General features: G+C 70.7%; 21 protein-coding genes. 9 read left to right on the plus strand and 12 right to left on the minus strand.

Features of this window, described 5'->3' with window-relative positions; genetic code table 11:
• Positions 1-4: 4 nt before the first annotated feature.
• The 4 genes from RM788_RS51595 to RM788_RS51610 all read right to left on the minus strand — a co-directional run bounded on the left by RM788_RS51595 (position 5) and on the right by RM788_RS51610 (position 5,548).
• Complete coding sequence (locus RM788_RS51595) at positions 5-2,494, minus strand: pectate lyase-like domain-containing protein (RefSeq protein WP_399345329.1); 2,490 nt, start codon at positions 2,492-2,494, stop codon at positions 5-7.
• 424 nt (positions 2,495-2,918) lie between these two features.
• Positions 2,919-3,434: a hypothetical protein gene (locus RM788_RS51600; protein ID WP_315929156.1), complete on the minus strand. Its 516-nt coding sequence runs from the start codon at positions 3,432-3,434 to the stop codon at positions 2,919-2,921.
• 87 nt (positions 3,435-3,521) lie between these two features.
• Positions 3,522-4,709 carry a beta-1,3-glucanase family protein gene (locus RM788_RS51605; protein ID WP_315929157.1) on the minus strand — a complete coding sequence of 396 codons (1,188 nt, stop codon included), beginning with the start codon at positions 4,707-4,709 and terminating at the stop codon, positions 3,522-3,524.
• A gap of 206 nt (positions 4,710-4,915) precedes the next feature.
• A complete protein-coding gene (locus RM788_RS51610) occupies positions 4,916-5,548 on the minus strand; it encodes a DUF998 domain-containing protein (RefSeq protein ID WP_315929158.1) in 633 nt (210 codons plus the stop codon).
• A 141-nt stretch (positions 5,549-5,689) separates the two neighbouring features.
• On the opposite strand from RM788_RS51610, the gene RM788_RS51615 reads away from it, so the two are divergent.
• Both RM788_RS51615 and RM788_RS51620 read left to right on the plus strand, forming a co-directional pair.
• A complete protein-coding gene (locus tag RM788_RS51615; RefSeq protein ID WP_315929159.1) occupies positions 5,690-6,544 on the plus strand; it encodes an alpha/beta fold hydrolase in 855 nt (284 codons plus the stop codon).
• Between the two features lie 20 nt (positions 6,545-6,564).
• Positions 6,565-6,978, plus strand: coding sequence for an Imm1 family immunity protein (locus tag RM788_RS51620; protein WP_315929160.1), 414 nt, complete (start codon positions 6,565-6,567; stop codon positions 6,976-6,978).
• Between the two features lie 384 nt (positions 6,979-7,362).
• On the opposite strand, the gene RM788_RS51625 is transcribed toward RM788_RS51620, so the two are convergent.
• Positions 7,363-7,920 (minus strand): TetR family transcriptional regulator, encoded by a 558-nt coding sequence (locus RM788_RS51625; RefSeq protein ID WP_315929161.1) that lies wholly within the window; start codon positions 7,918-7,920, stop codon positions 7,363-7,365.
• Positions 7,921-7,981: 61 nt separating this feature from the next.
• Between RM788_RS51625 and RM788_RS51630 the strand changes: the two genes are divergently transcribed.
• Entirely contained in the window at positions 7,982-8,587 is a 606-nt protein-coding gene (locus tag RM788_RS51630; protein WP_315929162.1) for an alpha/beta hydrolase fold domain-containing protein, read from the plus strand.
• Between the two features lie 49 nt (positions 8,588-8,636).
• On the opposite strand, the gene RM788_RS51635 is transcribed toward RM788_RS51630, so the two are convergent.
• Complete coding sequence (locus RM788_RS51635) at positions 8,637-9,707, minus strand: alkene reductase (protein ID WP_315929163.1); 1,071 nt, start codon at positions 9,705-9,707, stop codon at positions 8,637-8,639.
• 31 nt (positions 9,708-9,738) lie between these two features.
• On the minus strand, positions 9,739-10,383 hold the full coding sequence (locus RM788_RS51640) for a hemerythrin domain-containing protein (protein ID WP_315929164.1): 645 nt from the start codon (positions 10,381-10,383) through the stop codon (positions 9,739-9,741).
• 105 nt (positions 10,384-10,488) lie between these two features.
• On the opposite strand from RM788_RS51640, the gene RM788_RS51645 reads away from it, so the two are divergent.
• Entirely contained in the window at positions 10,489-11,004 is a 516-nt protein-coding gene (locus RM788_RS51645) for a MarR family winged helix-turn-helix transcriptional regulator (RefSeq protein WP_315929165.1), read from the plus strand.
• Positions 11,005-11,548: 544 nt separating this feature from the next.
• On the opposite strand, the gene RM788_RS51650 is transcribed toward RM788_RS51645, so the two are convergent.
• Positions 11,549-12,304 carry a helix-turn-helix domain-containing protein gene (locus RM788_RS51650; RefSeq protein WP_315929166.1) on the minus strand — a complete coding sequence of 252 codons (756 nt, stop codon included), beginning with the start codon at positions 12,302-12,304 and terminating at the stop codon, positions 11,549-11,551.
• Between the two features lie 129 nt (positions 12,305-12,433).
• Here RM788_RS51650 and RM788_RS51655 point away from each other — a divergent pair, with 129 nt between their 5' ends.
• Positions 12,434-12,778 (plus strand): hypothetical protein, encoded by a 345-nt coding sequence (locus RM788_RS51655; RefSeq protein ID WP_315929167.1) that lies wholly within the window; start codon positions 12,434-12,436, stop codon positions 12,776-12,778.
• A gap of 30 nt (positions 12,779-12,808) precedes the next feature.
• Complete coding sequence (locus tag RM788_RS51660) at positions 12,809-13,537, plus strand: hypothetical protein (RefSeq protein ID WP_315929168.1); 729 nt, start codon at positions 12,809-12,811, stop codon at positions 13,535-13,537.
• Positions 13,538-13,652: 115 nt separating this feature from the next.
• Here RM788_RS51660 and RM788_RS51665 read toward each other — a convergent pair whose 3' ends face one another.
• Complete coding sequence (locus RM788_RS51665) at positions 13,653-14,804, minus strand: winged helix DNA-binding domain-containing protein (RefSeq protein ID WP_315929169.1); 1,152 nt, start codon at positions 14,802-14,804, stop codon at positions 13,653-13,655.
• 48 nt (positions 14,805-14,852) lie between these two features.
• The gene (locus RM788_RS51670) at positions 14,853-15,317 is read right to left on the minus strand and encodes a GNAT family N-acetyltransferase (RefSeq protein ID WP_315929170.1); all 465 of its coding nucleotides are present in this window, start codon (positions 15,315-15,317) and stop codon (positions 14,853-14,855) included.
• 66 nt (positions 15,318-15,383) lie between these two features.
• Here RM788_RS51670 and RM788_RS51675 point away from each other — a divergent pair, with 66 nt between their 5' ends.
• The 3 genes from RM788_RS51675 (at position 15,384) to RM788_RS51685 (ending at position 20,082) form a co-directional block, all read left to right on the plus strand.
• Positions 15,384-15,965, plus strand: a complete 582-nt coding sequence (locus RM788_RS51675; protein ID WP_315929171.1) for a PadR family transcriptional regulator — start codon at positions 15,384-15,386, stop codon at positions 15,963-15,965.
• 431 nt (positions 15,966-16,396) lie between these two features.
• On the plus strand, positions 16,397-18,940 hold the full coding sequence (locus RM788_RS51680; protein ID WP_315934943.1) for an SCO1167/SCO6262 family helicase: 2,544 nt from the start codon (positions 16,397-16,399) through the stop codon (positions 18,938-18,940).
• Positions 18,937-20,082: an SWIM zinc finger family protein gene (locus RM788_RS51685; protein ID WP_315929172.1), complete on the plus strand. Its 1,146-nt coding sequence runs from the start codon at positions 18,937-18,939 to the stop codon at positions 20,080-20,082. Before RM788_RS51680 ends, RM788_RS51685 begins: the two co-directional genes overlap by 4 nt.
• Before the next feature lie 898 nt (positions 20,083-20,980).
• Here RM788_RS51685 and RM788_RS51690 read toward each other — a convergent pair.
• Positions 20,981-22,126: an RNA polymerase sigma factor gene (locus RM788_RS51690; RefSeq protein ID WP_315929173.1), complete on the minus strand. Its 1,146-nt coding sequence runs from the start codon at positions 22,124-22,126 to the stop codon at positions 20,981-20,983.
• A gap of 6 nt (positions 22,127-22,132) precedes the next feature.
• Entirely contained in the window at positions 22,133-22,540 is a 408-nt protein-coding gene (locus RM788_RS51695; RefSeq protein ID WP_315929174.1) for a YciI family protein, read from the minus strand.
• Between the last annotated feature and the right edge of the window lie 80 nt (positions 22,541-22,620).

Genomic DNA, 22,620 nt, shown 5'->3' on the forward strand with positions numbered 1-22,620 from the left:
CAGATCACGGGTAGCTGACCACGTTCACCGGGACGGTGCCCGGAGGCGTCACGCCGCCGGTGTCGTTGATGACGTGGGTGATCAGCCCCTGGTAGTTCAGCGAGACCGTGCACAGGCTGTGGAAGCGCACGTTCGCGTTGTTGGGCACCTCGAACGCGTGGTAGGCGTTCACCGAGGGGTTGACGTTGAAGTAGTTGTAGCTGCCCAACCCCCACGCCTCGTGCGAGGTGACGTTGTCGCCGACCTTGTAGGCCGCGTACCCGTTGCGGCCGTTGGGACTCATCCAGCTCGCCTGGTTCGGGACGTCGTAGGGCATCTCGTTCTGGAAGAAGATGGTCTTGCCGCGCTGACCGTTCCAGATGACCTGGTACTTCTGGTAGTGCTCGACGAACAGGCCGGTCGCCAGCACGTCGTTGCCGTTGACGATCAACCCGGTGTCCGCCTTGGCCTGCGTCCACCCCCACGTGCCCGCGTTGCCGTGGTCGGCGCGCCAGGCCCAGATGTGGTCGATGATCGTGTTGTGGCTGTTGACGATCAGGCTGGTCGTCGCGTTGCCCGCGATCGACCCGCCGATGCGGAAGAACACGTCCTGCAGCGTCGTCGGGTTGGTCGCGTGGGTCGCGGAGGAACCCGACGGGCCCACGGTCAGCAGCGCCGCCGAGTTGGTCGTGCCCGCGTCGAACAGGATGCCCTTGACGCGGACGCCGTCGACGTCGGCGACCTGCATCGCGTTGACGCCGTTGTCCGGGATGATCGTCGGGTAGCCGACACCGAGCACGACGGTGTTGGCCTTCGTCACGTTGAGCGTCTGGTTGACGTGGTAGACGCCGGGGGTGAAGAAGAGGTTGCAGCCCGCGGCCAGCGCGGAGTTGATGGACGACGCGGTGTCGCCCTCCTTCACCACGTAGAACTGGCTCATCGGGATGGAGGAACCGGGGGTGCTGCCATTGGCCCAGCTGGCGCCGGAGGCGTTGGTGCGCAGGGACGGCGTGAACACGCGGTACTTGCCCGCGCTGTCGACGTAGAGGTAGGGCACGTCGCGGGACACCGGCGTGGTGCCCAGCGTGGTCTCCGGCGGGTTCGGGAACGTGGTCGCCGGGGCACCGGTGGTGCCCGAGAAGACCATGTTCCACACGCCGCCGGCCCAGCTGCCGAGGGTGCTGTCGCGGGTGTACCACTGCTGCTGGGAGATGGACGCGGTCTGGCCGGACACCTTGGTGTCGGCGATGTAGCCGCCGCTGGCGAAGCCGTAGCTGGCCGGGTAGAGCTGGAGGTTGCCGCGGATGTCCATGCGGCGGAACGGGGCCGCCTGCGCGACCGCCCAGCGGTTGGAGCCGCCGACCGGGTTCACGGCCATGTTCTCCGCGGAGCGCCAGAAGTTCTGCAGCGCCACGCCCTGGTCGGACTCGTTGAACGCGTCGACCGTGATGGCGCCGTTGATGACCACGTCACCGGGGTTCTGGCCGAGGCCGGCGACCGAGGTGTAGTAGCCGACGTCGTCGTGGACGCTGTAGGAGCCGGGCTTGAACAGGTGCGCGACGCGCTTGTTGGACATCTGCGCGGTCAGGGTGTCCTTGAGCGAGTTGAAGTCGGAGTCGAGCTGCGACTGGATGCTCGTAGCGGACATGCTCGGGTCGAAGATGCGCACGTTCGGGCCGAAGTTCGGGGTGTCCGACTGGGTCGGGCAGCCCGCCTGGGTCGTGCCGATCGTGTACGTGGCGCTCGCGACGGCGGAGTTCGCCAGGCCGGACTTGATGCCGATGGCGTTGACCGTGCGCGTCGTCGGGACGCTGATCGGGCCGCTGTAGAGCGTCGAGGACGCGGTGGGCTGCGAACCGTCCACCGTGTACCGGATCGTGGAACCCGAGGTGGCGGTGGAGATCGTCACCGTCTGCGCGGAGGAGTACTGGCCGCCGGCCGGGCTGAACGTCGGCGTCGCGACCGGCGTGCCGATCACGTAGGCCGCCGTGGCCACCGAGGAGGTGGTCGAGCCGGACTTGATCGCGATCGCCTTCAGCGTGGTGTTGCCCGAGACGGAGATGGCGCCGCCGTAGACCGTCGAGGACGCCGTGGGCGTGGACCCGTCGGTCGTGTACCGGATGGTCGAGCCGGAGGTGGCGGTGGAGATCGTCACCGACTGGGCGGTCGCGTACGTTCCACCGGCAGGGGAGAACGTGGGCGTCGCGACCGTGCTGGAGCCGCCCGAGTGGGTGTAGGAGAAGTGCGGCGTGTCGTACTGCGGGCCGCTCTTCTCGTAGGTGAACCAGTAGTCGACCACGTTGCCGGACGACAGCGAGCCCACGGTCTGGGTCCACGTCCCGGAGGCGTTGGCCATGCGCACGTTCTGCTGGTTCGCGCCGTTGACGAGGTAGTGGACGTCGACGTACACCGCGGTGGTGGTCGGCGTGAACGAGATCCGCGCCTCGCTGGCGCTCAGCGACGTCGCAGTCTGGGTGTAGTCGGCCGCGGCGGCGCTTCCGGAGACGCTCGTCATGACGAGCAGCGCGGACGACGCCAGCGCGATCAGTCCGGTGCGCCAGCGCGAGCGCCGACGTCCGGTGGTTTCAGGGCTCCGATTCACGACGGGGGCCACCTCCAAGCAGGGAAGATCGTGCAGGGACTGCGTGAGAGCGCTCCCACAATCCGGACGATAAACCCATCCGGGCCGACGCGGAAGGGTTACACGGAAGAAACAAGCCGGACATTGGCAAATACACGGGTAGGAGGGCCCCGTGCGCGGACTCCGCGACCGCTTGGGCCGGTCGCCACTTGCGCTGAGCAGGCCCGACGTGCTTCGCGCGCACACCCCTACTAGGGGGCCGGGGCTATTCGACTAGGCCGGACAGTCGCTTCCCGCGTCGGCTCGCGGTGGAATGCAGACCCCGTCAATCATGAGATTTCCATGAGGTGGATATGCGTCAGGTATAAGCGATGCCGAATTCGACCTCGAGCGCCCTCGCCTGTTCCGGAGTCGCCAGCACGTACACCGCGCCGACGTCGACGCCGTCGAGCGCGTGGAACCGGCGGGGGTCGTCACCGCCGGGCTCGAGGCGGTCGATGAACTCGAAGACCGCCAACTGGTCCAGGTACTCCTCGGACCGGTGCTCGACGCCCCACACGACCGGCACGCCGCCGACCTCGAAGCGCAGCGACTCGGCCCCGTCGTCGTCCCGTCCCAGCACGACCTCGCCGACCACCACCCCCGAGACCGCCGCGGTCTCCCGCAGCAGCTCCCGGTAGGACTCCTCCAGGTCGTCGACGTCGTCGCCGTGCACGGCGACCGCGACCCCGAAGTCCACCAGCGCGAACCCGATGTCCGCCGGGCCGGGTTCCTCGTCGGCTCCACAGAGGTCCAGCACCTCGCCGACCGCCTCGACCGGCACCATTCCCAACTCCACCAACCGGTTCGCCAGCACGGCGTACGTGATCCCCATGGCGCGATCCTGCCGGATGGGCGGAAAACCCCGCGGGGCGCGCCCCGGTTTCGGCCGGAACGCGCCCCGTGCAGGGATCCTCCTGGATCAGAAGGACGTCAGGGTGATCTTCACCGAGCTGGGCACGCCGTCGAACACCAGCGACTCGAAGCCGCCGACGTCGTCGAACGCGAACCCGTAGGCCTTGCCGTCCACCATGTTCGCGTGGATGTTCTTCGAGTAGTGGTCGGTGACGGCCCGCGTGTAGAACTGCGAGCCGTCGTAGGTCGGCTGGGTGTGCAGGAAACCCAGCGTCGACCGGTGCAGCGCCGCGCACAGGGAGCGGGCGAGCGGACCGACCACGTCGTCGTTCGGCGCGGCGAGCTTGCCGTCGCAGCCGAACACGTCCTTGGTCTCGGGCTTCGGGAACGACGCGACCTGCCTGCCGGTCGAGTCGGTGAACTGCAGCACCCCGTCGCCGTCGGTGCGACCGGTGTACTTGAGGTTCGGCTGGAACTGGAACGGCACCACGGTCAGGTCGGTGTCCTTGTAGGTGTTCCAGGTGTCGGTCAGGTACCCGTCGAGGTAGGTCGGGTCGAAGCCCGAGTCCATGCCCAGTCGCGGCGCCAGCACCCGCAGCCTGGTCCCGTCGGCGCGCTGATGGACCAGCTTGCTCCACGGGCCGGGCTCGTTCGCGATGGCGTCGAAGATCGCGTCCCGACCGCCGGGCTTGAGCTCGCCCGCCGTGCTCGTGCCGCGTTCACCGGTCACCGACACCGAGTGGGGGACGCTGAACATGTCGACCTGCGAGCTGTTGAGCCACAGGCCCGCGTCGTTGTAGGTGAACTCGCTCCAGTCGAACAGGGTCTCGCGGTTCGGGTCGCCACCGGCCCACGGCGCGGGCTGCACCAGACCGTCCTGGCTGAGCAGGAACGTCAGCTTCTGCCCGAACGCCATGTACATGCGGCCGGAGATCCCGCGCGGCAGCTGGATCGTCTTCGCGGACCCGTTGCCGGGTCCGGCGATGGCCACGTCCGGCGCCGGGCTCGGCGGGTTGGTGCCACCGGTCCACGCCGTGAACGCGCCGGCCTCGTCGACGTAGCCGAGTTTGCCGGTGGCCAGGTCGGTGCCCAGCACGTAGAGGAAGACCTCTTCCGACCGCCCCGAGTCGTTCGCGACGCTGACCGGCAGCAGACTCGGTGGCTGCGCCGCTTGGGCGGTGGACGTGACGCCCAAGGACAGGGGCACGCTCACCGCCAACGCGGTGAGCAGGTGGAGCAGTTTCCTGGTGCGCACTGGCCACTCCAATCCCCGTTGACCGGGTGTAGTCCGTGAGAGCGCTCTCCATTGGGAGCGACCCCATGGTTGGAGTGGCCAACCCCGCGGGTCAAGGACGACCAGATGGTCCTGTGGTCCAAAACCTGTGGACCTTTCGGCGACCTTTCGCCGCTGCTCGGAGGTTTAGCCGCAGGTGACCGGAAGGTTCGGAAGGCCGGTATTGGTCACACCGGGTTGGGAGTCAGATCGCCGAGGATCGCCTCGCCCTTGGTCAGCCACGCGAAGCCGAACGCCAGGATCGCCGCCGACTCCAGCCACAGGGCGGGGTGCAACCCGGTGTCCGGGAACAGGTTGACGAGTACGATCAGCGCCAGGCACGCCAGGATCACCGCGCCCGACACCGCGTAGACCCGGTTGCGCTGCTTCTTCCGCACGGTGGGCCGGGTTTTGTCGGACTTGCGGAACAGCACCAGGCAGAAGTAGGCCAGTGGCAGGAAGAAGAGCGCGGCGAACACCAGGTGCAGCACGCCGACGACCCCCTGGAGCGAGGAGTGGCCGCCCTCGGGCGTGGTGGGGAAGAGCCCCACGCCGATCGCCGCGAACCCCGCGACCGCCGACGTGGTGTTGTCGAGCCGGTCGTAGCCCCGGTAGGACAGCAGGAACACCCCGACCGCGCACATCGCGCCGACGAAGACGTTGCGCATCGGGCTGTAGTAGTAACCGCTGATCGAGTCCAGGAGACCGTCGCCCGCGAGCAGCGACCCGGCGACCACCACGAACGGCAGCAGCACGCCGATGAACCCGATCGCCCGCCTCAGGAACAGGTAGGAGTGGACGAGCGAGTCCTGCTGGTTCATGGCCGCCTCCGCCGTGGGTCCTCTAACGGGTAGATCGGCAGGGTACGGACCGCCCCGCGGCCGCCATCGGGGTGCTCGTCCCCATAACGCGATCAGCCCCCGGTCGTTGGACAGGGCAACCGAGGTGGAGAGGGGCTGCGGATGCTGCTCGAGGACGGCACCGAGCTGAACGTCGTGAGCGCCGGTGACCCGGACGCCGACGTGACCGTCGTGCTGGCGCACGGCTACGCGCTCGACCACCGCACGTGGCGGCGGGTGGTCCAGGCGCTGGGGGACGATTACCGGGTCGTGGCCTACGACCACAGAGGACATGGGAAGTCCGGTCCGGCCACCAAGGAGACCGCGACCATCGAGCAGCTTGCCGACGACCTGGGCGAGCTGATCGAGCGCGAGGTGCCGACCGGCCGGGTCGTCCTGGTCGGACACTCGATGGGCGGCATGGCCGTGATGGCCATGGCCGAGCGCCGTCCCCGGCTGTACCGCCGGCGGGTCGCGGGTGTGGTGTTCGTCGCGACCGCCACCACCGGCCTGGCCGAGACGTCGCTGGCGTGGCCGAAGGGCGTCGGGAAGCTGGTGCGCGAACTGGAACGCGCTTTCGGACCGATCGTGCGGGCGGTCCGGGAGAAGATCGAACCCGCCAAGACCGCGGGCCTGCGCTGGTGGCTGTTCGGCGACCAGCCCCGTGCCGAGGACGTCGAGCTGACCGCCGAGATGGTCTGGGCGCACTGGCCCACCACCATTTCCCTGTTCCGCCCGGCGGTCGACCGCTACGACCGCGAGGCCGCGCTGACGGTGGCGGGGGAGCGGCCCGTCATCGCGGTCGTGGGCGACGAGGACCGGCTCTGCCCGGAGTCCAACGCGGAGGAACTGGCCGCCGCCGTGGGCGGAGAAGCGCTGGTGGTGCCCGACGCGGGGCACATGCTGCCGCTCGAACGCGCCGACGAGGTGGCGGCCTGCGTGAGGAAGCTCGCGAACTCGGAGTCCCGCGTTCGGTGAGCGGGGGCTAGGGTTTTGCCATGGTGGCCCTGAACGCCTGGTACGGCGACGAGTTGATCAGCCTGCACGGCGCTGACGACCTGAACGTGTTGCTCGACCGGATGACCCGCGAACACGCGGGAGCCCAAGCACCTCCGCTGCTGCAGATCTCCAGGAGGGAACGGGGTTCCTGGGCGATCCTGCACATCGGACTGAACCACGACCGCGGAGTCGTCGGGCACACCGACAAGTCCGGCGCCGTGCTCAGCACCGACGGCACCGCGCCCACGGGCCCGCAGCTGACCTACGACCACCGAGGAGAGCCGCACCCCATGCCCTCCAACGCGGAGGTCCCCGCGGCGAACGTCCGCCAGGCCGCGCACGACTTCCTCCAGGCCAACGGCGCCCGCCCGACCTGCGTCCGATGGCAGGTCACGGTGTCGCCCGCGGACTGACCCCCGCGGTTCCCCCACACCCCGTCGGCCCGCCGGTCCCCGTGACCGGACGGGCCGACCGAGTTTCACGGCTGTGGAGTCTCGGCTGTGAAGCCTCAGCTGTGGAGTTCCAGCTGTGGAAGCTCAGTCGCGAAGGCTCAGTCGCGGATGAACGCGGCCAGGTCGTCCGGCGTCTCGTGGATGTGCGCGACCGGCTCCCGGTGATCGGACGGGCCGATCGGGCTCCCCGGCTGTGCAGCCCCGGTCGTGGAAGTTCAGTCGCGGATGAACGCGGCCAGGTCGTCCAACGCCTCGCGGACGTGCGCAACCGGCTCCCGGTGATCGGACGGGCCGACCGGGTTCCCCGGCTGTGCAGCCCCGTCGTGGAGCCCCGGTCGCGGAAGTTCAGTCGCGGACGAATGCGGTCAGGTCGTCCAGCGCCTCGCGGACGTGCGCGGCCAGCTCCCCGTCGGCGGACCCGCCTGCCCAGCGCTGGAACGCGACCCGGAAGACCGTCACGGCAACCTCCGCGGTGACGTCCGGCGCCGTGGCGCCCCGGTCGCGCAGGACGGTCGCGAGTGCGGCGGACCAGGCCATGAGCTTCGTCAGCTCCCGTTCCCGGAGTTCCGGGTCCGAGGCGATGACGGCGGCCCTGCGCAGCACCGACTCCCGGTGCGAGTCGAGTTCGACGGCCACCGCCTCCAGGCCCGTCGCGACCACGTCACGCGGTGTCGCGGTGTCCACGACCGCGGCGGCGGCGTCCGCGAGGACGGTTCGCAGCCTCTCCTCGTTGCCGAACAGCACCTCCTTCTTGTCCGCGAAGTAGCGGAAGAAGGTGCGCTCGGTCAGCCCGGCCCGCTCGGCCACGGCCGCCGCCGTCGTGCGGCCGAACCCCTGCTCGGCGTACAGCTCCAGCGCCGCCTCCTGCAACCGGCGGCGGCCGTCGGGCTCCCAGCGACTCATGGCGCCATCCTATGCTGATGTCAGCGGGTGACATCACCGTCGACCAGGCGTACGGTCATCCATGTCAGCCACTGACATCAATCGTTCCCCAAGACTGGATGGCGACCATGCGCGACCAGAGGACGAGGCCCGACGTCCGAGGCCTCCTGGACTACCTGTCGACGCTCGACGCGCCCCCGATCGAGCGACCGGCCTCGTCCTGGCGGGCGACAGCGCGGGCGGGACCCTCGCCATCGTCACGGCGACGGCCCTGCGCGACGACCCCGCACCGGTCCCGGTGCTCGCGCAGCTCACCGTCTACCCGGCCCCCGACGGCTCCAAGCCCTACCCGTCGGTCGACGAGTTCGCCGACGGCTACCTGCTCACCAAGGCGGGCCACGAGTGGTACCACCACCACTACGCCCCGGACGTCACCGACGTGCGCGCCTCACCGTTGCTCGGCGACCTGACCGGACTGCCGCCCGCCGTCGTCCTCACCGCCGGTCTGGACCCGGTCCGCGACCAAGGACGTGCCTACGCCGCCGGACTGGTGGCCGCGGGCGTGCCCACGACATTCCTCGAGGCCGAGGGGAACGTCCACGCCTTCGTCCTCATGCGCAAGGCCGTCCCGTCCTCGCAGGCCGACGTCGAGGCCGCGTTGACCGCGCTCCGCTCGCTCCTCCCGTGACACGCCGAAGTGCCCCCTCGCCGCGAGGGGGCACTTCGGAGGCGGTGGATCAGCCCTTCAGCGCCGGGTAGTCCAGGTAGCCGTTGTGGTCGCCGCCGAAGAACGTCGACGGGTCCGCGGGCTGGTACGGACCCTGCGCCGCGAGGCGCGCGGGCAGGTCCGGGTTCGCCAGGTACGACGAGCCGAACGCGACCAGGTCCGCGCCGATGTCCTCCAGCGCGTCCTGCGCCGACTCGTGCGGCTGCCGGTAGTCGGCGTCGCGGTGCGGGTTGACCACGAGGGTGTGCGGCCACGCGGCCCGCAGCTCCTTGGTCAGCTCGCGGGTGCCCGCGACCTCCATGATGTGCAGGTACGCCAGCGGCAGGTCGGCCAGCTCGGTGACCAGCGCCAGGTACAGCTCGCGCGAGTCGCCCTCCTCGATGCCCTGGATGAGGTTCGCGGGGGAGATGCGCAGCGCGGTCCGCTCCGGCCCGATGGCGTCGGCCACCGCGCGGACGACCTCGACCGCGAACTTGATGCGGCCCCGCACCGAGCCGCCCCACTCGTCGGTCCGCCGGTTCGCGCTGGTCGACAGGAACTGCTGGGTGAGGTAGCCGTTGGCGCCGTGGATCTCGATGCCGTCGAACCCGGCCTCGACGGCGTTGCGGGCGGCCGTCACGTGCTCCTGGACGATGTCGACGATCTCGTCGTGGGTCAGCTCGCGCGGCGTCGGGTAGTCCTGCATGCCCGTGTAGGTGAACAGCTGGCCCTCCGGGCGCACCGCGGACGGCGCGACCGGCTCCAGGCCGGAGTTGTCCGGGTGGCTGATGCGGCCCGCGTGCATGACCTGCGCGAAGAACGCGGCGCCGTTCGCGCGGGCGGCCTTCACGACCGGCTTCCAGCTCTCGACCTGGTCCTCCGAGTGCAGGCCCGGCGTGTTCGTGTAGCCCTGCCCCTGCACGCTCGGCTGGATGCCCTCGGAGATGATCAGGGCGGCCGTCGAGCGCTGGCCGTAGTACTCCGCCATGATGTCCGTCGCGTGGCCGTCGCGGGTCGCGCGGCTCCGCGTCATCGGGGCCATCGCGATCCGGTTCGCGGTCTTGACGGTACCGACGGTGGTCTCTTCGAACAGCCTGCTCATGTTCTCTGCTCCTGTTGTGTGACCTCGGCCGTCAGACCTGGCCGGGGAAGAATCCGTGGCGGGAGAGGGGCGCGACGAGCTCGCGCTCCTCGTAGGCGAAATGCGAGAGCAACGTGTCGGTGAGCAGGTCGACGGCCTCGGTGATCGGACCGAAGTCCGTCGGGTCGCCCGCCAGGTGGATCAGCGCCGCGTCGACGCCCTCCAACACGGTGTGGATCGCGTGGTGCTCCTCGGTCAGCCGGTCCAGCACCGCGCCCAGATCCCGCTGGCTGCGCCGCAGGTGGGGGAAGATCTGGCCGGTCTCCATGCCGTGGTGCTGGGTGAGCGAGGCGCACTGCGCCTGGCACGCGCCGTGCAGCTTCCAGTTCGTGGTCCGGATCGTGAGCCCGTTCAACTCCCCGCGCGCCGCGCCGATCCCGGTCTCCCCGTTCTGGACCCGCCGCAGGATCTGCCGAACCTTGGCCAGTTCCGCGCGGTAGTGGTCGTGCACGGCGATCAGGTGGTGCCCCGCGCTCAGCCCGCGCCGGGTGAACCGGACACCCTCGTCCGGCTCCGGCGCACTCGGCCGGTCCGCCTCGCTCAACACCGACTTCGCGCTGGTCCGCGCACTCGGGGCGGTACTGGGGACCAGCCCGGTACGGCGGGTGACCCATCCACCGGCGGTGTGGTCCGACATGTCCTGGCCTCCTCGATTGCGCTGCGCCGAATATAGTCTGTCCAGCAGAACATCTGTCAAGTCAAAAATATGCCCGACCGACGACATGCCGTGTAAGCTGCGCCTATGCCGATCGCCGGATCCCACGACCTGGCGGAGGGGGACGCCCTCCGCCGAGACTTCGGCTGGGCTCTGGGCGTCCTGTTCCGCGCGTACCTCAAGGCCGCCAACGAGGCCACCGGCACCCTGCCGGGCGGCCCACGCGGCCATCAGGTCCTCGAAGCCGCGACCCGCAAGCCCCCGGTCAGCCAAAGCGTGATCGCGCAGGAGATCGGCATCGACCGCACCGTCATGACCTACCTGCTCGACGACCTCGAAAAAGAAGGCCTCCTCACCCGCCGCCCCGACCCGGCCGACCGCCGCAGCCGCCAAGTGGTCGCCACGGACAAGGGCGTGGAACGCCTCGAACACCTGCGCGGCCTCATCCTCCGCGCCCAGGACTACGTCCTCCAGGACCTCGACGAGTCCGACCGCAAGGCCCTCCGCTGCCTCATGCAGCGCTCCGCACTCAAACTCGACTCCCTCGACCCCACCGCCCCGTGCAACGTCATCCGGGACATCAAGGCCACCGACTGCCCCTGACCCAGCTCGCGATCACGGCACGGCAGCAGCAAGGCCCAGGCCTACGCGTATGCCTTGGTGAGGCGTTGTTCGCAGGTGGGGTCTGCTGTCGTTGGGGTTCGCCAACTTCGTCCGGTACTGCGGTGCTCATCGGACACATGCGCAGCAATCCGGCCCGACCACATGCGCACCGGGCCAACCGCCCCACCGAGCAAAGCGCTCAACCCCACGCCCCTGAGCAAAGCCCCCAACCACAGCCCTACTGAGCAGCACTCGTCCGCTGTGCGGCCGGCTTTACTTGGGGTTTTTCGGCCCTACACTTTCGACGGCGGGCAGGAGCACTACAACCTGCCCTTTTAGACCGCCGAGGGCCGAAAAGAGGGCCCCAAGTCAAGCCAGGCGCACCCGGAGACCTTGGATCCGATACCGGCGACCCAGCACGACACCCACCCACACCCACCCCAGCCCCAACACTTCTAGCCGCACCCTCAGCTCTCAGCTCTCAGCTCTCAGCTCTCAGCCCTCGGCCCCCAGCACCCCTGGCCCAACCCCAACCCCGCCCGCCTCACCCCACCCATCCACACCCATCCGCCGCCCTCCCCAACACCTCCCGAGACCCCTCAACCGACAACGCCACCGCCGCCACCTCCTCCAACGCCACCCGGTACTCCGCCACATGCCCCACCCCCTCCAGGAACACGTCCGCCACCAACCCCTCCAACCGCACCACCGCCCCCTCGGCGTTCTCCAGCACCGCGAACGACCCCTTCACCCCGGCGTGGCCCCCGGCCCCGGTCGGCACCACCCGCACCACCGCCGGGCTCAGCAGCAGGTGCATCAACTGGTCGTGCATGACCTCCCGGCCCCCGACGGGTCTGGACAACACCTGCTCCTCCAGGAAGAACGTCCCCTTGGCCGCCTCGCCGATCGCTTCCCCGCCGACGGCCCGCGCGTACTCCGCCGTCCGCAGCAACCGCGGCACCACCATGCACTGGTACTCCACGACCCCGGTCGCCCGCGCCTCCTCCACCCGCAGCGCCCCGGACGGTCGCACCCAGACGTCCCTCCCGGACTCCCGGCTCAACGACACCAGCCGGGCGAACTCCGCGCCCTTCACCCCGCACACGGTCAGGTACGCGGCCACATCGGTGTCGGAGACCCCGCGCACCCCCGCCTCCAGTTTCGACACCTTGGCGATGCTCCACCCCAACCGCTCGGCCAACCTCCCGCTGGGCCACCCGGCCGTCACCCGCTTCCCCTTCAGCTCCCCGCCCAGCTGGCGACTCCGCGCAGTGGACCTCCGAGCGTCCTGTTCGGACATGCCGCCCCCTCTCCTCCGTCTCGAATGGACTGTATTGACCGGCACCGACAAAAACCGGTCTCCCGGAACCGCTCGATGGAATGATCACCAGTGATTGTTTGACCGCCGGGAATGGGATTCCATTGACCGGTGAGCGTGGAACCGTTGGCAGAGCTGGTGAACCGGGGCTTCTTCTTCCAGACCGTCCCGGACGAGAAAGGGGAGATCGCGGTTGTCGTCGGTTCGTACGGGTGGCACGGCTACTACGACCGCATCCACGTGTGGGGTGAGGACGAGGCGGTGGCGGCGCGGGAGTTGAGCGACCACCGGCCGTTCAGCGGCAACGTGGTCTGGAGTTACGAGGGGTCGGCGTCCGACGCCGCCCAGGCGCTCCTCGACCTGCCGAAACCCGGTGAGCCCGGCGCGCCGACGGTGGCCAGGACGGCCCCGTCGAGCCTCTGGCTTCCGCTGCTCTCCGCGCGGAGGCGAGAATGATCAGCACGTCCACGCGCGGAGGAGTCGCTTGTGCTGCCCCAGGAACACCTCATCGCCCGAGTGGTCGACCTGTGCCGCGCCGACGCCCGGTTCGACGCCGTGCTCCAGTACGGCTCGTTCCCGCAGGGGAGCGGGGACGAGCACAGCGACATCGAGTTCTGGCTGTTCACGAGCGCCCGGATCGACCCGGCGGAATGGTGCTCGCGGATCGCCCCGATCACCCACCACGTCCGCAACGAGTTCGGCGCCGACGTCGTGTTCTTCGAAGGGCTGATCCGAGGCGAGTTCCACTTCGCCCAGGACATCGCGCAGGTCGCGGAGTGGCTCGCCCGCGGCGCCCCCGTGGACCGCATGATCGTGCTCGACCGCACCGGCGCCCTGCGCAGGGCGCTCGACGCGGTCCCGCTGCGGCCGGCACTCCCCGCCTCAGCGGAGGTCTGCGGCCGCTTCGTGAACTGGCTGGTCCTCGCCCACCACGTCCGAGCCAGGGGAGAAGCGCTGCGCACGGCCGACACGATGGCGCACGTCCGCCGCCACCTGCTGTGGATGGCCAGGCTGGCCGAAGCCTCCACCGACCACTGGCTGACCCCGTCGCGCCTGGCCGAACAGGAACTACCGCCGCGAAGGCGGCTCGACATCACGACACCCGAGGCGGCCTGGCGCGCCGGCCGAGCGCTCTGGCTCGAACTCGACTGCCCGGTCCCGAAAGCACTGTTCGCCGAACTGGACGCCGCCCTGCCGTACGTCGCAACGACCTAAGACCTGCCCGCGGGTCGTCACAACGGGCCACCAACACCCGCAACCCCGCTCACCACGGGCAACAAAGGCTCCGGAACCGACGTCAGCCAGATCACCAGGCCCCACCGCATAGCCCCTAACGGGACAGCTCACGCTCCAAAGGCGCCCGGAAACGGGGCTGCACCCTGACCGAGCCCAACCACCCGATCAGCGTCTCGGCCTCACGCGCGATCAACGCCTCGGCATCGGCGCCGACGTCCTCCAGCAGCCGCCACACCACCTCGCCGTCCGCGCGCTGCGCCCAGCCGCCGACGACCCGCCCGTTCCACCACACGGTCGGCCCCGCGTTGCCCATGGTGTCGAACAGCTGCGGCACGTGCGCGGGTGAGAGGTACCAGTCGCGGTCGCGCCACCCCATCGGCGTCGAGTCCAACCCAGGCAGCAGCGCCGCCCACGGCTCCGGCTCCGCGGCCGGTCCCGCGTCACCCGGCACCACGTATCCGGTGCCTTCGGCCAACTCGACCTCCTCCATGCCCGCCAGCGCCTTGCGCGTGGCGGTGAGCGACCAGCCTGTCCACCACTTCAGGTCCGCCGCGGTCGCGGGCCCGTAGGAGGCCAGCCAGCGCCGGGCCAACTCGGCCTGCGCGTCCGCGAGCGGCGTCGCGGGCCACGGGGAAGCGGTCGTCCAGCGGAACTGGCTGCTGATCCACGTCCCGCGCGGCCTCGTCCGCCGGATCCGCCCTTCGCAGGCGAGCACCCTGATGATGCGGCTGGAGACGTTCTGCTTGGCCTCGTAGGACTTTCCGGCCGCGACGACGATCTGTTCGCACAGTGCGGGCACGTCCTGCCCGAGCTGCACGGCGGTCGCCTCGCCCCGAGCCCGCAGCGCCTCCAGGGTCTGCTGCTCGACCTCGGCAAGCCGCCGTTCGTCCCAGCCGAGCCCCTCGCGGAGGTAGGTGACGAGCTTGGCCCGTTCACGGGCGGCGATGGTCACGCCGGTCGACCCGTCCACGACGGGCGCGAGGTCCGCGGGCACCACGAACATGGTGCGCCGCATGGCCAGCAGCTTGTGCAGCGTCACGTCCTCGTAGAGGGCCCGCTCCACGGGCTCGTGCCCCGGTGTCCGCAGCCGGGCGGCGATGGACATGAACACGGTGGCCGGGTCGGTCGCGTGCACGGCCACCAGCGCGTCCGCCACCTCCTCCGCGGTCCCCACGTGCGACGAAGGGGAGAGGAGGTGCCGGACCCCCACGCGGGCCCGGCGTTGGCGCACGTCGATCATGGTCATGCGGTCATCCAAACACGTGCGGCCCCGGCGTTGGTCGAAACCGCTCCGCTACAGCATGAACGTCCCGACCACCCTGTCCCCGACCTGGGACACGACCGCTCCGCAGCCGACGAGCACGGCGATCGCCGCCGCGTTCTCCGGAGTCGTGTCGGCCACCACGGTCTTCCACTTCGACTCGACCGCCCGCCGGATGACCGCCCGCAGGGCGTCGGACCCGATGCCCTTGCCCCTGGCCGAGACGCCCAGCCACATGCCGGTCTCGACGACGCCGTCGTGACCGGACGGCGTCAGCCGGATCATGCCGACCGTCCGATCGTCCGCGACGACCTCGTACATCACGTCGTGGTGCTGGCGGTAGAACCGGCGGAAGGCCTCCTGCCGGGCCGGTGACCAGCCGGGTGGTCCCTCAACCGGGGGCATCACGTCCTGCTCGGTGGCCTCGGCCACCGCGACGGCCAGCAGCCGTTCGACGCCATCGGTGTCCAGTGGGGTCAGGTGCACGGAGTGGGGCATCGGGACATCGTGCCGGATGGATCTACGCTGGGCGCGGACAAGGCACATCTCGACGGTGGGACTTCGATGTCGGCGACGCGGCTGCTGGTGCTCGGCGTGGTGCGCGGGTACGGGCGCGCACACGGGTACCTGGTGGGCAACGACCTGCTGTCCTGGGGCGCGGACGAGTGGGCCAACGTCAAGTGGGGGTCGATCTACCACGCCCTCAAGCAGCTCACCAAGGAAGGCTGCCTGCGCGACGACCTCGTGCCGCCCGGTCGGACGGACTACGAGCTGACGGACAAGGGCGAGACCGAGTACCTGGAACTCCTGCGGGACTCGGTGCGGCGCCCCGAACTGCGGCCGGACATGCTCGGCGCGGGCCTGGCCATGCTGCCGTCGCTGACCCGCGACGAGGCGGTCGGGCTGTTCAGGCAGCGCCTCGGGGAGCTGGAGGCCAAGCGCGATTCGGCCGGGGCGCTGGGCCGCTCGTGGGAACGCCCGCCGCACGTCAAGGAGCTGTTCGGGCTGTGGGAGCACTCGGCCGCGAGCGGTGTGGAGTGGACGCGCGGCATGATCGAACGCCTTGAGGGCGGCGCCTACCCGATGATGGGCGAGCCCGGTTCGCCCGGTCCGGCGGGCAGCTGGCACGGCCCGGCGCCCGCGTAGCGGTTTGCACCCCTTTTGTTCTTCGGGCACACTCGTGGCACACCATTCAAGTTTGAATACTTTTCCGGCGGCAGATAGGCCCTCGCGGCCAAGCGGCATGGGGCCGGTACGGCATCACACGAACGGGCGGACACTGTGTCGGCCGCTAGTGCCTGGAGTGCGGCAAAGGTGTCGCTCGATGGAGTGAGTCCGTGGTCGGAGGACCGTGCCGGAGGCCCGGAATTGTCGGTGCTGCTTGCGATGGTGTGGTCGACCGGAACAAGGGGGAGTGCGACGTGGGACTGGAACGGTGCGCGGCGGTGTTCGAGGCGGCTGATCCGCCGAGGACGTCGACCGTGGCCTTCTACGGGGCGGAGCTGCCGGAGGGGGAATTCGGCGAGTTGACGGTCGCGGACGCGGACGGCTGGGTGCGGACGGTGCCCGCGGTGCGGATGCCGGTCGCCGAGGCGGTGCCGCTGCTGAGCAAGGCGCGCAGGGTGGGCGGCGCGCACCCGGCGGCCGCGTTCTGGGGCGGGGCCGTGGTGGTGGCGATGCAACTGGTGGCGCGGGGCAAGCTGCTGCCGTCGGTGACGGAGGGCGAGTTCGACGCGTGGCGCGTCGGCCCGCTGGAGACGATGGACGTGGAGGTAATCCGGGCGTTGGCGGCGGCGATGCCCGCGGAGTCGCGGGCGGTGCCGTTGCCGGGGCGGAGTCCGGCGGAGCTGGCGGACTCCGAGGTGCTGGTGCGGGGCTTCATCGACGCGGTGGCGGACGGGATGCCGCGGGGTGCCGCGGCCGTGCACGCGGTGGGCGCGCCGGTGTTCGCGGCGGTGGCGCCGCAGAAGGTGCCGCACCTGCGGGCGTGGGCCTCCCAGGGGGTGCGGATCTCGCTGCGGATCGAGGGCGACTTCGTGACGGGGAGGTTCCGGGCGGTGGTGCAGGTGCACAGCCTGGCCGACCCGTCGCTGGTGGTGGACGCGGACGAGCTGTGGGCGGACAGGTCGGCGGGGCGGGCGCGGATGGACGCGGCGGTCGCGGTGCGGCGGGCGGCGCGGGTCTGGGAACCGCTGCGGCAGCTGCTGGACGCGTCGGTGCCCGCCGAGGTCGAGCTGGGAGACGAGGACGTGGCGGATCTGCTGGTGCGGGGCGCGATCCGGCTCGCGGGCGTCGGGGTCGACCTGCACTGGCCGAAGGAGCTGGTCCGGGACCTGACGTCGCGGGCGGTGGTGGAGGCGCAGGCCCCGCCGTCGGACGTGCCGTCGTTCTTCGGCGGCGGTCGGCTGCTGGGGTTCGACTGGCAGGTGGCGCTGGGCGACGACCCGTTGACCGATGAGGAAATGGACCGGCTGGCCGAGGCGCACCGGCCGGTGGTGCGGCTGCGCGACCAGTGGCTGCTGGTGGATCCGGAGATCGCGCGGCGGGCGCGGGAGCGGTCGATCAAACCGTTGACGGCGATCGACGCGCTGGGCGCGGCGCTGACCGGGACGGCGGAGGTCGAGGGGGAGTTCGTGCCGGTCGCCACGAGCGGGTGGCTGGAGGCGTTGCGGCGGCGGATCGAGACGCCGGACGAGGGGGCGGAGCCGGTCGAGCAGCCCGCCGGGTTGCGGGCGACGCTGCGCGACTACCAGCTGCGCGGGCTCCGCTGGCTGGCGCGGATGACGTCGCTCGGACTGGGTGGCTGTCTGGCCGACGACATGGGGCTGGGCAAGACGATCACCCTGATCGCGCTGCACCTGCACCGGGGCGGTGGGCCGACGCTGGTGGTGTGCCCGGCGTCGCTGCTGGGCAACTGGGAGCGGGAGATCAGGCGGTTCGCCCCAGGGGTGCCGGTGCGGCGGTTCCACGGGGCGTCGCGGACGGTCGAGGGCGTGGAGTCGGGGTTCGTGCTGACGACCTACGGCACCATGCGGCTGGACGCCGACCGGCTCGGCGAGGTCGAGTGGGGGATGCTGGTCGCCGACGAGGCCCAGCACGTGAAGAACCCGAGGTCGGGGACCGCGAAGGCGTTGCGACGGATCCCGGCCGGGGCGCGGGTGGCGCTCACGGGCACGCCGGTGGAGAACAACCTGTCCGAGCTGTGGGCGATCCTGGACTGGACGACGCCGGGGCTGCTCGGGTCGCTGGCGTCGTTCCGGACGCGGTGGGCGAAGCCGATCGAGGGCGACTCGGACGGCGTGGCCGCCGAGCGGCTGTCGAAGCTGGTGAAGCCGTTCCTGCTGCGCAGGCGGAAGTCCGACCCCGGCATCGCGCCCGAGCTGCCGCCCAAGACCGAGACCGACCAGCCGGTCGCGCTGACCCACGAGCAGGCGGCGCTCTACGAGGCGACCGTCCGCGAGCTGATGGCGGAGATCGCCAAGGGCGCCGACATGACGCGTCGCGGGCTGATCGTGAAGCTGCTGACCGGGCTGAAGCAGATCTGCAACCACCCGGCGCAGTACCTGAAGGAGGGGAACCCGCGGCTGGCAGGCCGGTCGGGGAAGCTCGAACTGCTCGACGAGCTGCTGGACACCATCCTCGCCGAGGACGGCGCGGTGCTGGTGTTCACCCAGTACGTGGCGATGGCCAGGCTGATCGAACGCCACCTGGCCGATCGGGGCGTGCCGACCCAGTTCCTGCACGGCGGCACGCCCGTGGCGAAGCGCGAGCAGCTCGTGCAGCGCTTCCAGGACGGCGAGGTGCCCGTGTTCCTGTTGTCGCTCAAGGCGGCGGGCACCGGCCTCAACCTGACCCGTGCCGACCACGTCGTGCACTACGACCGGTGGTGGAACCCGGCGGTGGAGGACCAGGCGACCGACCGCGCGTACCGGATCGGCCAGACCAGGCCGGTCCAGGTGCACCGGCTGATCGCCGAGGGCACGGTGGAGGACCGCATCGCCGAGATGCTCGCCTCCAAGCGCCAACTGGCCGACGCCGTCCTCGCGGGCGGCGAGGCGGCGTTGACCGAGCTGTCCGACGCCGAGCTGGCGGACCTCGTCGAACTGAGGAGCGGACGATGACCGATCGGGTCCGGGGCTACCCGGCGTTCCCCAAGGGCCAGCGGCGGGCGCGCACCTGGTGGGGCAGGGCCTGGCTGCAGGCGGTCGAGGACACCTCGCTCGACCAGGGGCAGATGAGGCTGGGGCGGAAGTTCGCCGCGGCGGGCATCGTCGGGACGATCACCGTCAGCCCCGGCAGGCTGGCGGCGGTGGTCTACGACACGGAGGACACCTACCGCACGTCGGTGTCGCTCACCCCGCTGTCGGACGCCGAGTGGACCAGGTTCCTGGCCCAGGTCACCGCGAAGGCGGGCCACATCGCGGCGCTGCTCGACGGCGACATGCCGCACGACCTGGTGGTGGCCGCGGACGACGCGGGCGTCCAACTGCTCCCCGGTATCGGCGACCTGGATCCGGACTGCACGTGTCCCGGATGGGAGCTGCCCTGCCGGCACGCGGCGGCGCTGTGCAACCAGGCTTCCTGGCTGCTGGACGCGGACCCGTGGGTGCTCCTGCTGCTGCGGGGGCGCGAGCGGGAGGAGTTGCTCGCCGAGATCCACCTGGACGACGACCGGCCCGCCACCGCGACGGGAGAACTGGCCACCGAGGTGTTCGCGGCCCCGCGCGTACCGCTGCCCGCACCACCACCGCTGGTCGAACTCGGCCCGCTCCCGGAGTTCGACCCCGTGCCCGATGTCGACGTCGAGGCTCTGCGCTGGCTCGTCGCCGACGCGGCGGCCCGCGCCAGGGAGTTGCTCACCACCGGCGAGCTACCGGTGTTGGAGGAGTGGCCGGACCGGGTCCGGATGGCCTGCACCGTCGCCGATCCACGACTCACCGCCCGACTGGCCGCGGCCGGCCCCGGCCTTCCCCGCGCCATGCGGGCTTGGGGCTATGGCGGGGCTGTCGCGCTCACGCTGCTCGACACGGCATGGGCACCGTCCAAAGCCGAAGCGGCTCGCGCCCACACCGCGTGGGAGGGGGAGGAGCTACCGCCCGCCACGGTCTGGCGCAACCACTGGACCGTCGAGTCCGAGGGCCTGCAACTCCGCTTGGGCCATGACGGCCGCTGGTACCCCTACCGCAGGGAAGGCACCGACTGGTGGCCCGCGGGCCCACCCGAACGCGACCCGGCGGCCGCGTTCGCCGACCTCATGCCCTGAACCACCACACCTGTGGTGCCGCGGGTGCAGTGACCAGCGGCGACCGCTCACGACGGCGGCGCGGTCGCCCACGACAGGGCTACGACAGGACTACAACAGCTAGGAGGAACTTCTTGGACCGTGTCGAATAGACGGTGCCCGACATCGAACTTCCGCCGGCGCGACGACATCCGAACAGCCGTCCTGTCAGGAGCGCTGAGCCCGGTGGCCACTGTGGACGGCACGCCGACCGCAGACACCAACCCAACGCCGACACGGCCGGTCGGCGTGCGACGGGATGGGGCTGCTGTCACGGGTGAGGTGCTTCGGGTTGACCGGCGGGGGTGACTGCTGACGAGCAAACCGGTTGATGGGCGGTCGGTTGCTCACGACCGAACCGGCTGGCGCGGCACGCGGCAACGGGGCGACTGCTGGTGGCCGGGCCGGGCTGGGCCGACTGGCGGGCGGGCGGGCGGGCTGGCTGGCTGGCTGGCGGGGCGACTGCTGGTGACCGAACCGGCCGACGGGGCGATTGCCGGCGACCGCGCTGGCGCGCGATGGGTGTGACCACCCGCCGCTTGACCGCTCGCCGCTCGATCACGCGGACGGCCTGTCGTGCAGTCGTCTGCCACTCGACGGCATGGCCGCCTGTTTCTCAGCGGACCAACTGCTCAACCGCGCAGCAGCCTGTTGTGCGACCGCGCAACCTCGCGTAGCCGAACTGCCGAACTGCCGAACCGTGCAGCAGCCTGCTGTGCGACCGCGCAACCTCGCGTAGTCCAACTGCCGAATGGGTCAACCGTGCAGCCGCTCAACCACTTGTCCGCGTGTCGCCCAACCAAGTGGCCACCGCCCCTCAACCGACCCGCCCCTCAACCCATCCACCCCTCACTCACCCTCACCCCACCCGCAACCACCCTCAACCGTGCAGTCGTGCGTTCAGGCGTGCGGCCTGCCGGGTGAGGTGGTCGCGTTCGGGGAGGCTGGGGGCTGAGAGGGCGGCGTCGGTGTAGAGGCGTGCGGCGGTGGTCGGGTCGCCGTCGCGTTCGTGCAGGTACGCGGCGACGGCGGTGTAGCGGGGGAGGGTGGGGTCGAGGTCGGTCAGGGCGGCGAGGCCTGCTCGGGGGCCGTCGGCTTCGCCGACGGCGACGGCGCGGTTGAGGCGGGCGACGGGGCTGTCGGTGAGGCGTACGAGTTCGTCGTACCACTCGACGATCTGGACCCAGTCGGTCTCCTCGGCGGTCTGCGCGTCGGCGTGGAGCGCGGCGATGGCGGCCTGCGCCTGGAACTCGCCCAGGCGGTCGCGGGCGAGGGCCGACTGGAGGATGTCGACGCCTTCGGCGATCGTCCCGGTGTCCCACCGGCCGCGGTCCTGCTCGGCGAGCGGTACCAGCCTGCCGTCGGCGCCTGTGCGGGCCGGGCGGCGGGCGTGGTGGAGCAGCATGAGCGCGAGCAGGCCGGAAACCTCCTCGTGGTCGATCCTGGTCGCCAGTTGGCGGGTCAGCCGGATGGCCTCGGCGGAGAGGTCGACGTGGCCGGAGTAGCCCTCGTTGAAGACGAGGTAGAGCACGCGCAGGACGGTGGCGACGTCACCGGCCTGGGTGAAGCGGACACCGGAGACGGTCCGCTTGGCGCGGCTGATGCGCTGGGCCATGGTCGTCTCGGGGACGAGGTAGGCCTGTGCGATCTGCCTGGTGGTCAGGCCGCCGACCGCGCGCAGCGTGAGCGCGACGGCCGAGGCCGGGGTCAGGGACGGGTGGGCGCACAGGAAGTACAGCTGGAGCGTGTCGTCCACGACCTCGCCCTGTTCGGGGGCGGGTTCGGCGTCGACGCGCAGTTCGCGGTGGCGGCGGGAGGTGTCGGCGCGGGTGGCGTCGAGGAACTTGCGCCAGGCCACGGTGACCAGCCAGCCCTTGGGGTCGCGCGGCGGGTCGTCGGGCCAGACGCGCACGGCTTCGACCAGGGCGTCCTGCACGGCGTCTTCAGCCGCGGCGAAATCCGCTCCGCGGCGGGCGAGGACGCCGATCACCGCGGGGGTGAGGGTCTGCAGCAGGGACTCGTCCACCGTTCGTCACTCCGCGGTGGTCGGGGGCGCGGTCAGGAACGGGCGCAGTTCCAGCCACTCGTGGATCGGCTTCCCCCCGGCCCCCGGAGCGGCCGACAGCTCCCCCGCCAGCTCGACGGCGCGCTCATAGCTGTCCACGTCGATCACCATCCACCCCGCGATCAGGTCCTTCGTCTCCGCGAACGGGCCATCGGTCACCGGCGGCCGCCCCTCGCCGTCGTACCGGACGAACACGCCCTCCGGCGACAGCGCCTGACCGTCCGCGAACTCACCGGTCTTCTCCAACCGGTCCGCGAAGTCCTGCATGTACTTCATGTGCGCGGAGATCTCCTCCTGCGTCCACCGGTCCATCGGCACGTCGTTGACCGCCGCCGGCGCGCCCCGGTAGTGCTTGAGCAACAGGTACTTGGCCATCATGATCTCCTCGGTGCGGTGCGGTGCGGTGCGGTGCGGTGCGGTGCGGTGCGGTGCGGTGCGATGCGATGCGGTCGGCC

The sequence above is a fragment of the Umezawaea sp. Da 62-37 genome (genome assembly GCF_032460545.1).
GTDB lineage: Bacteria > Actinomycetota > Actinomycetes > Mycobacteriales > Pseudonocardiaceae > Umezawaea.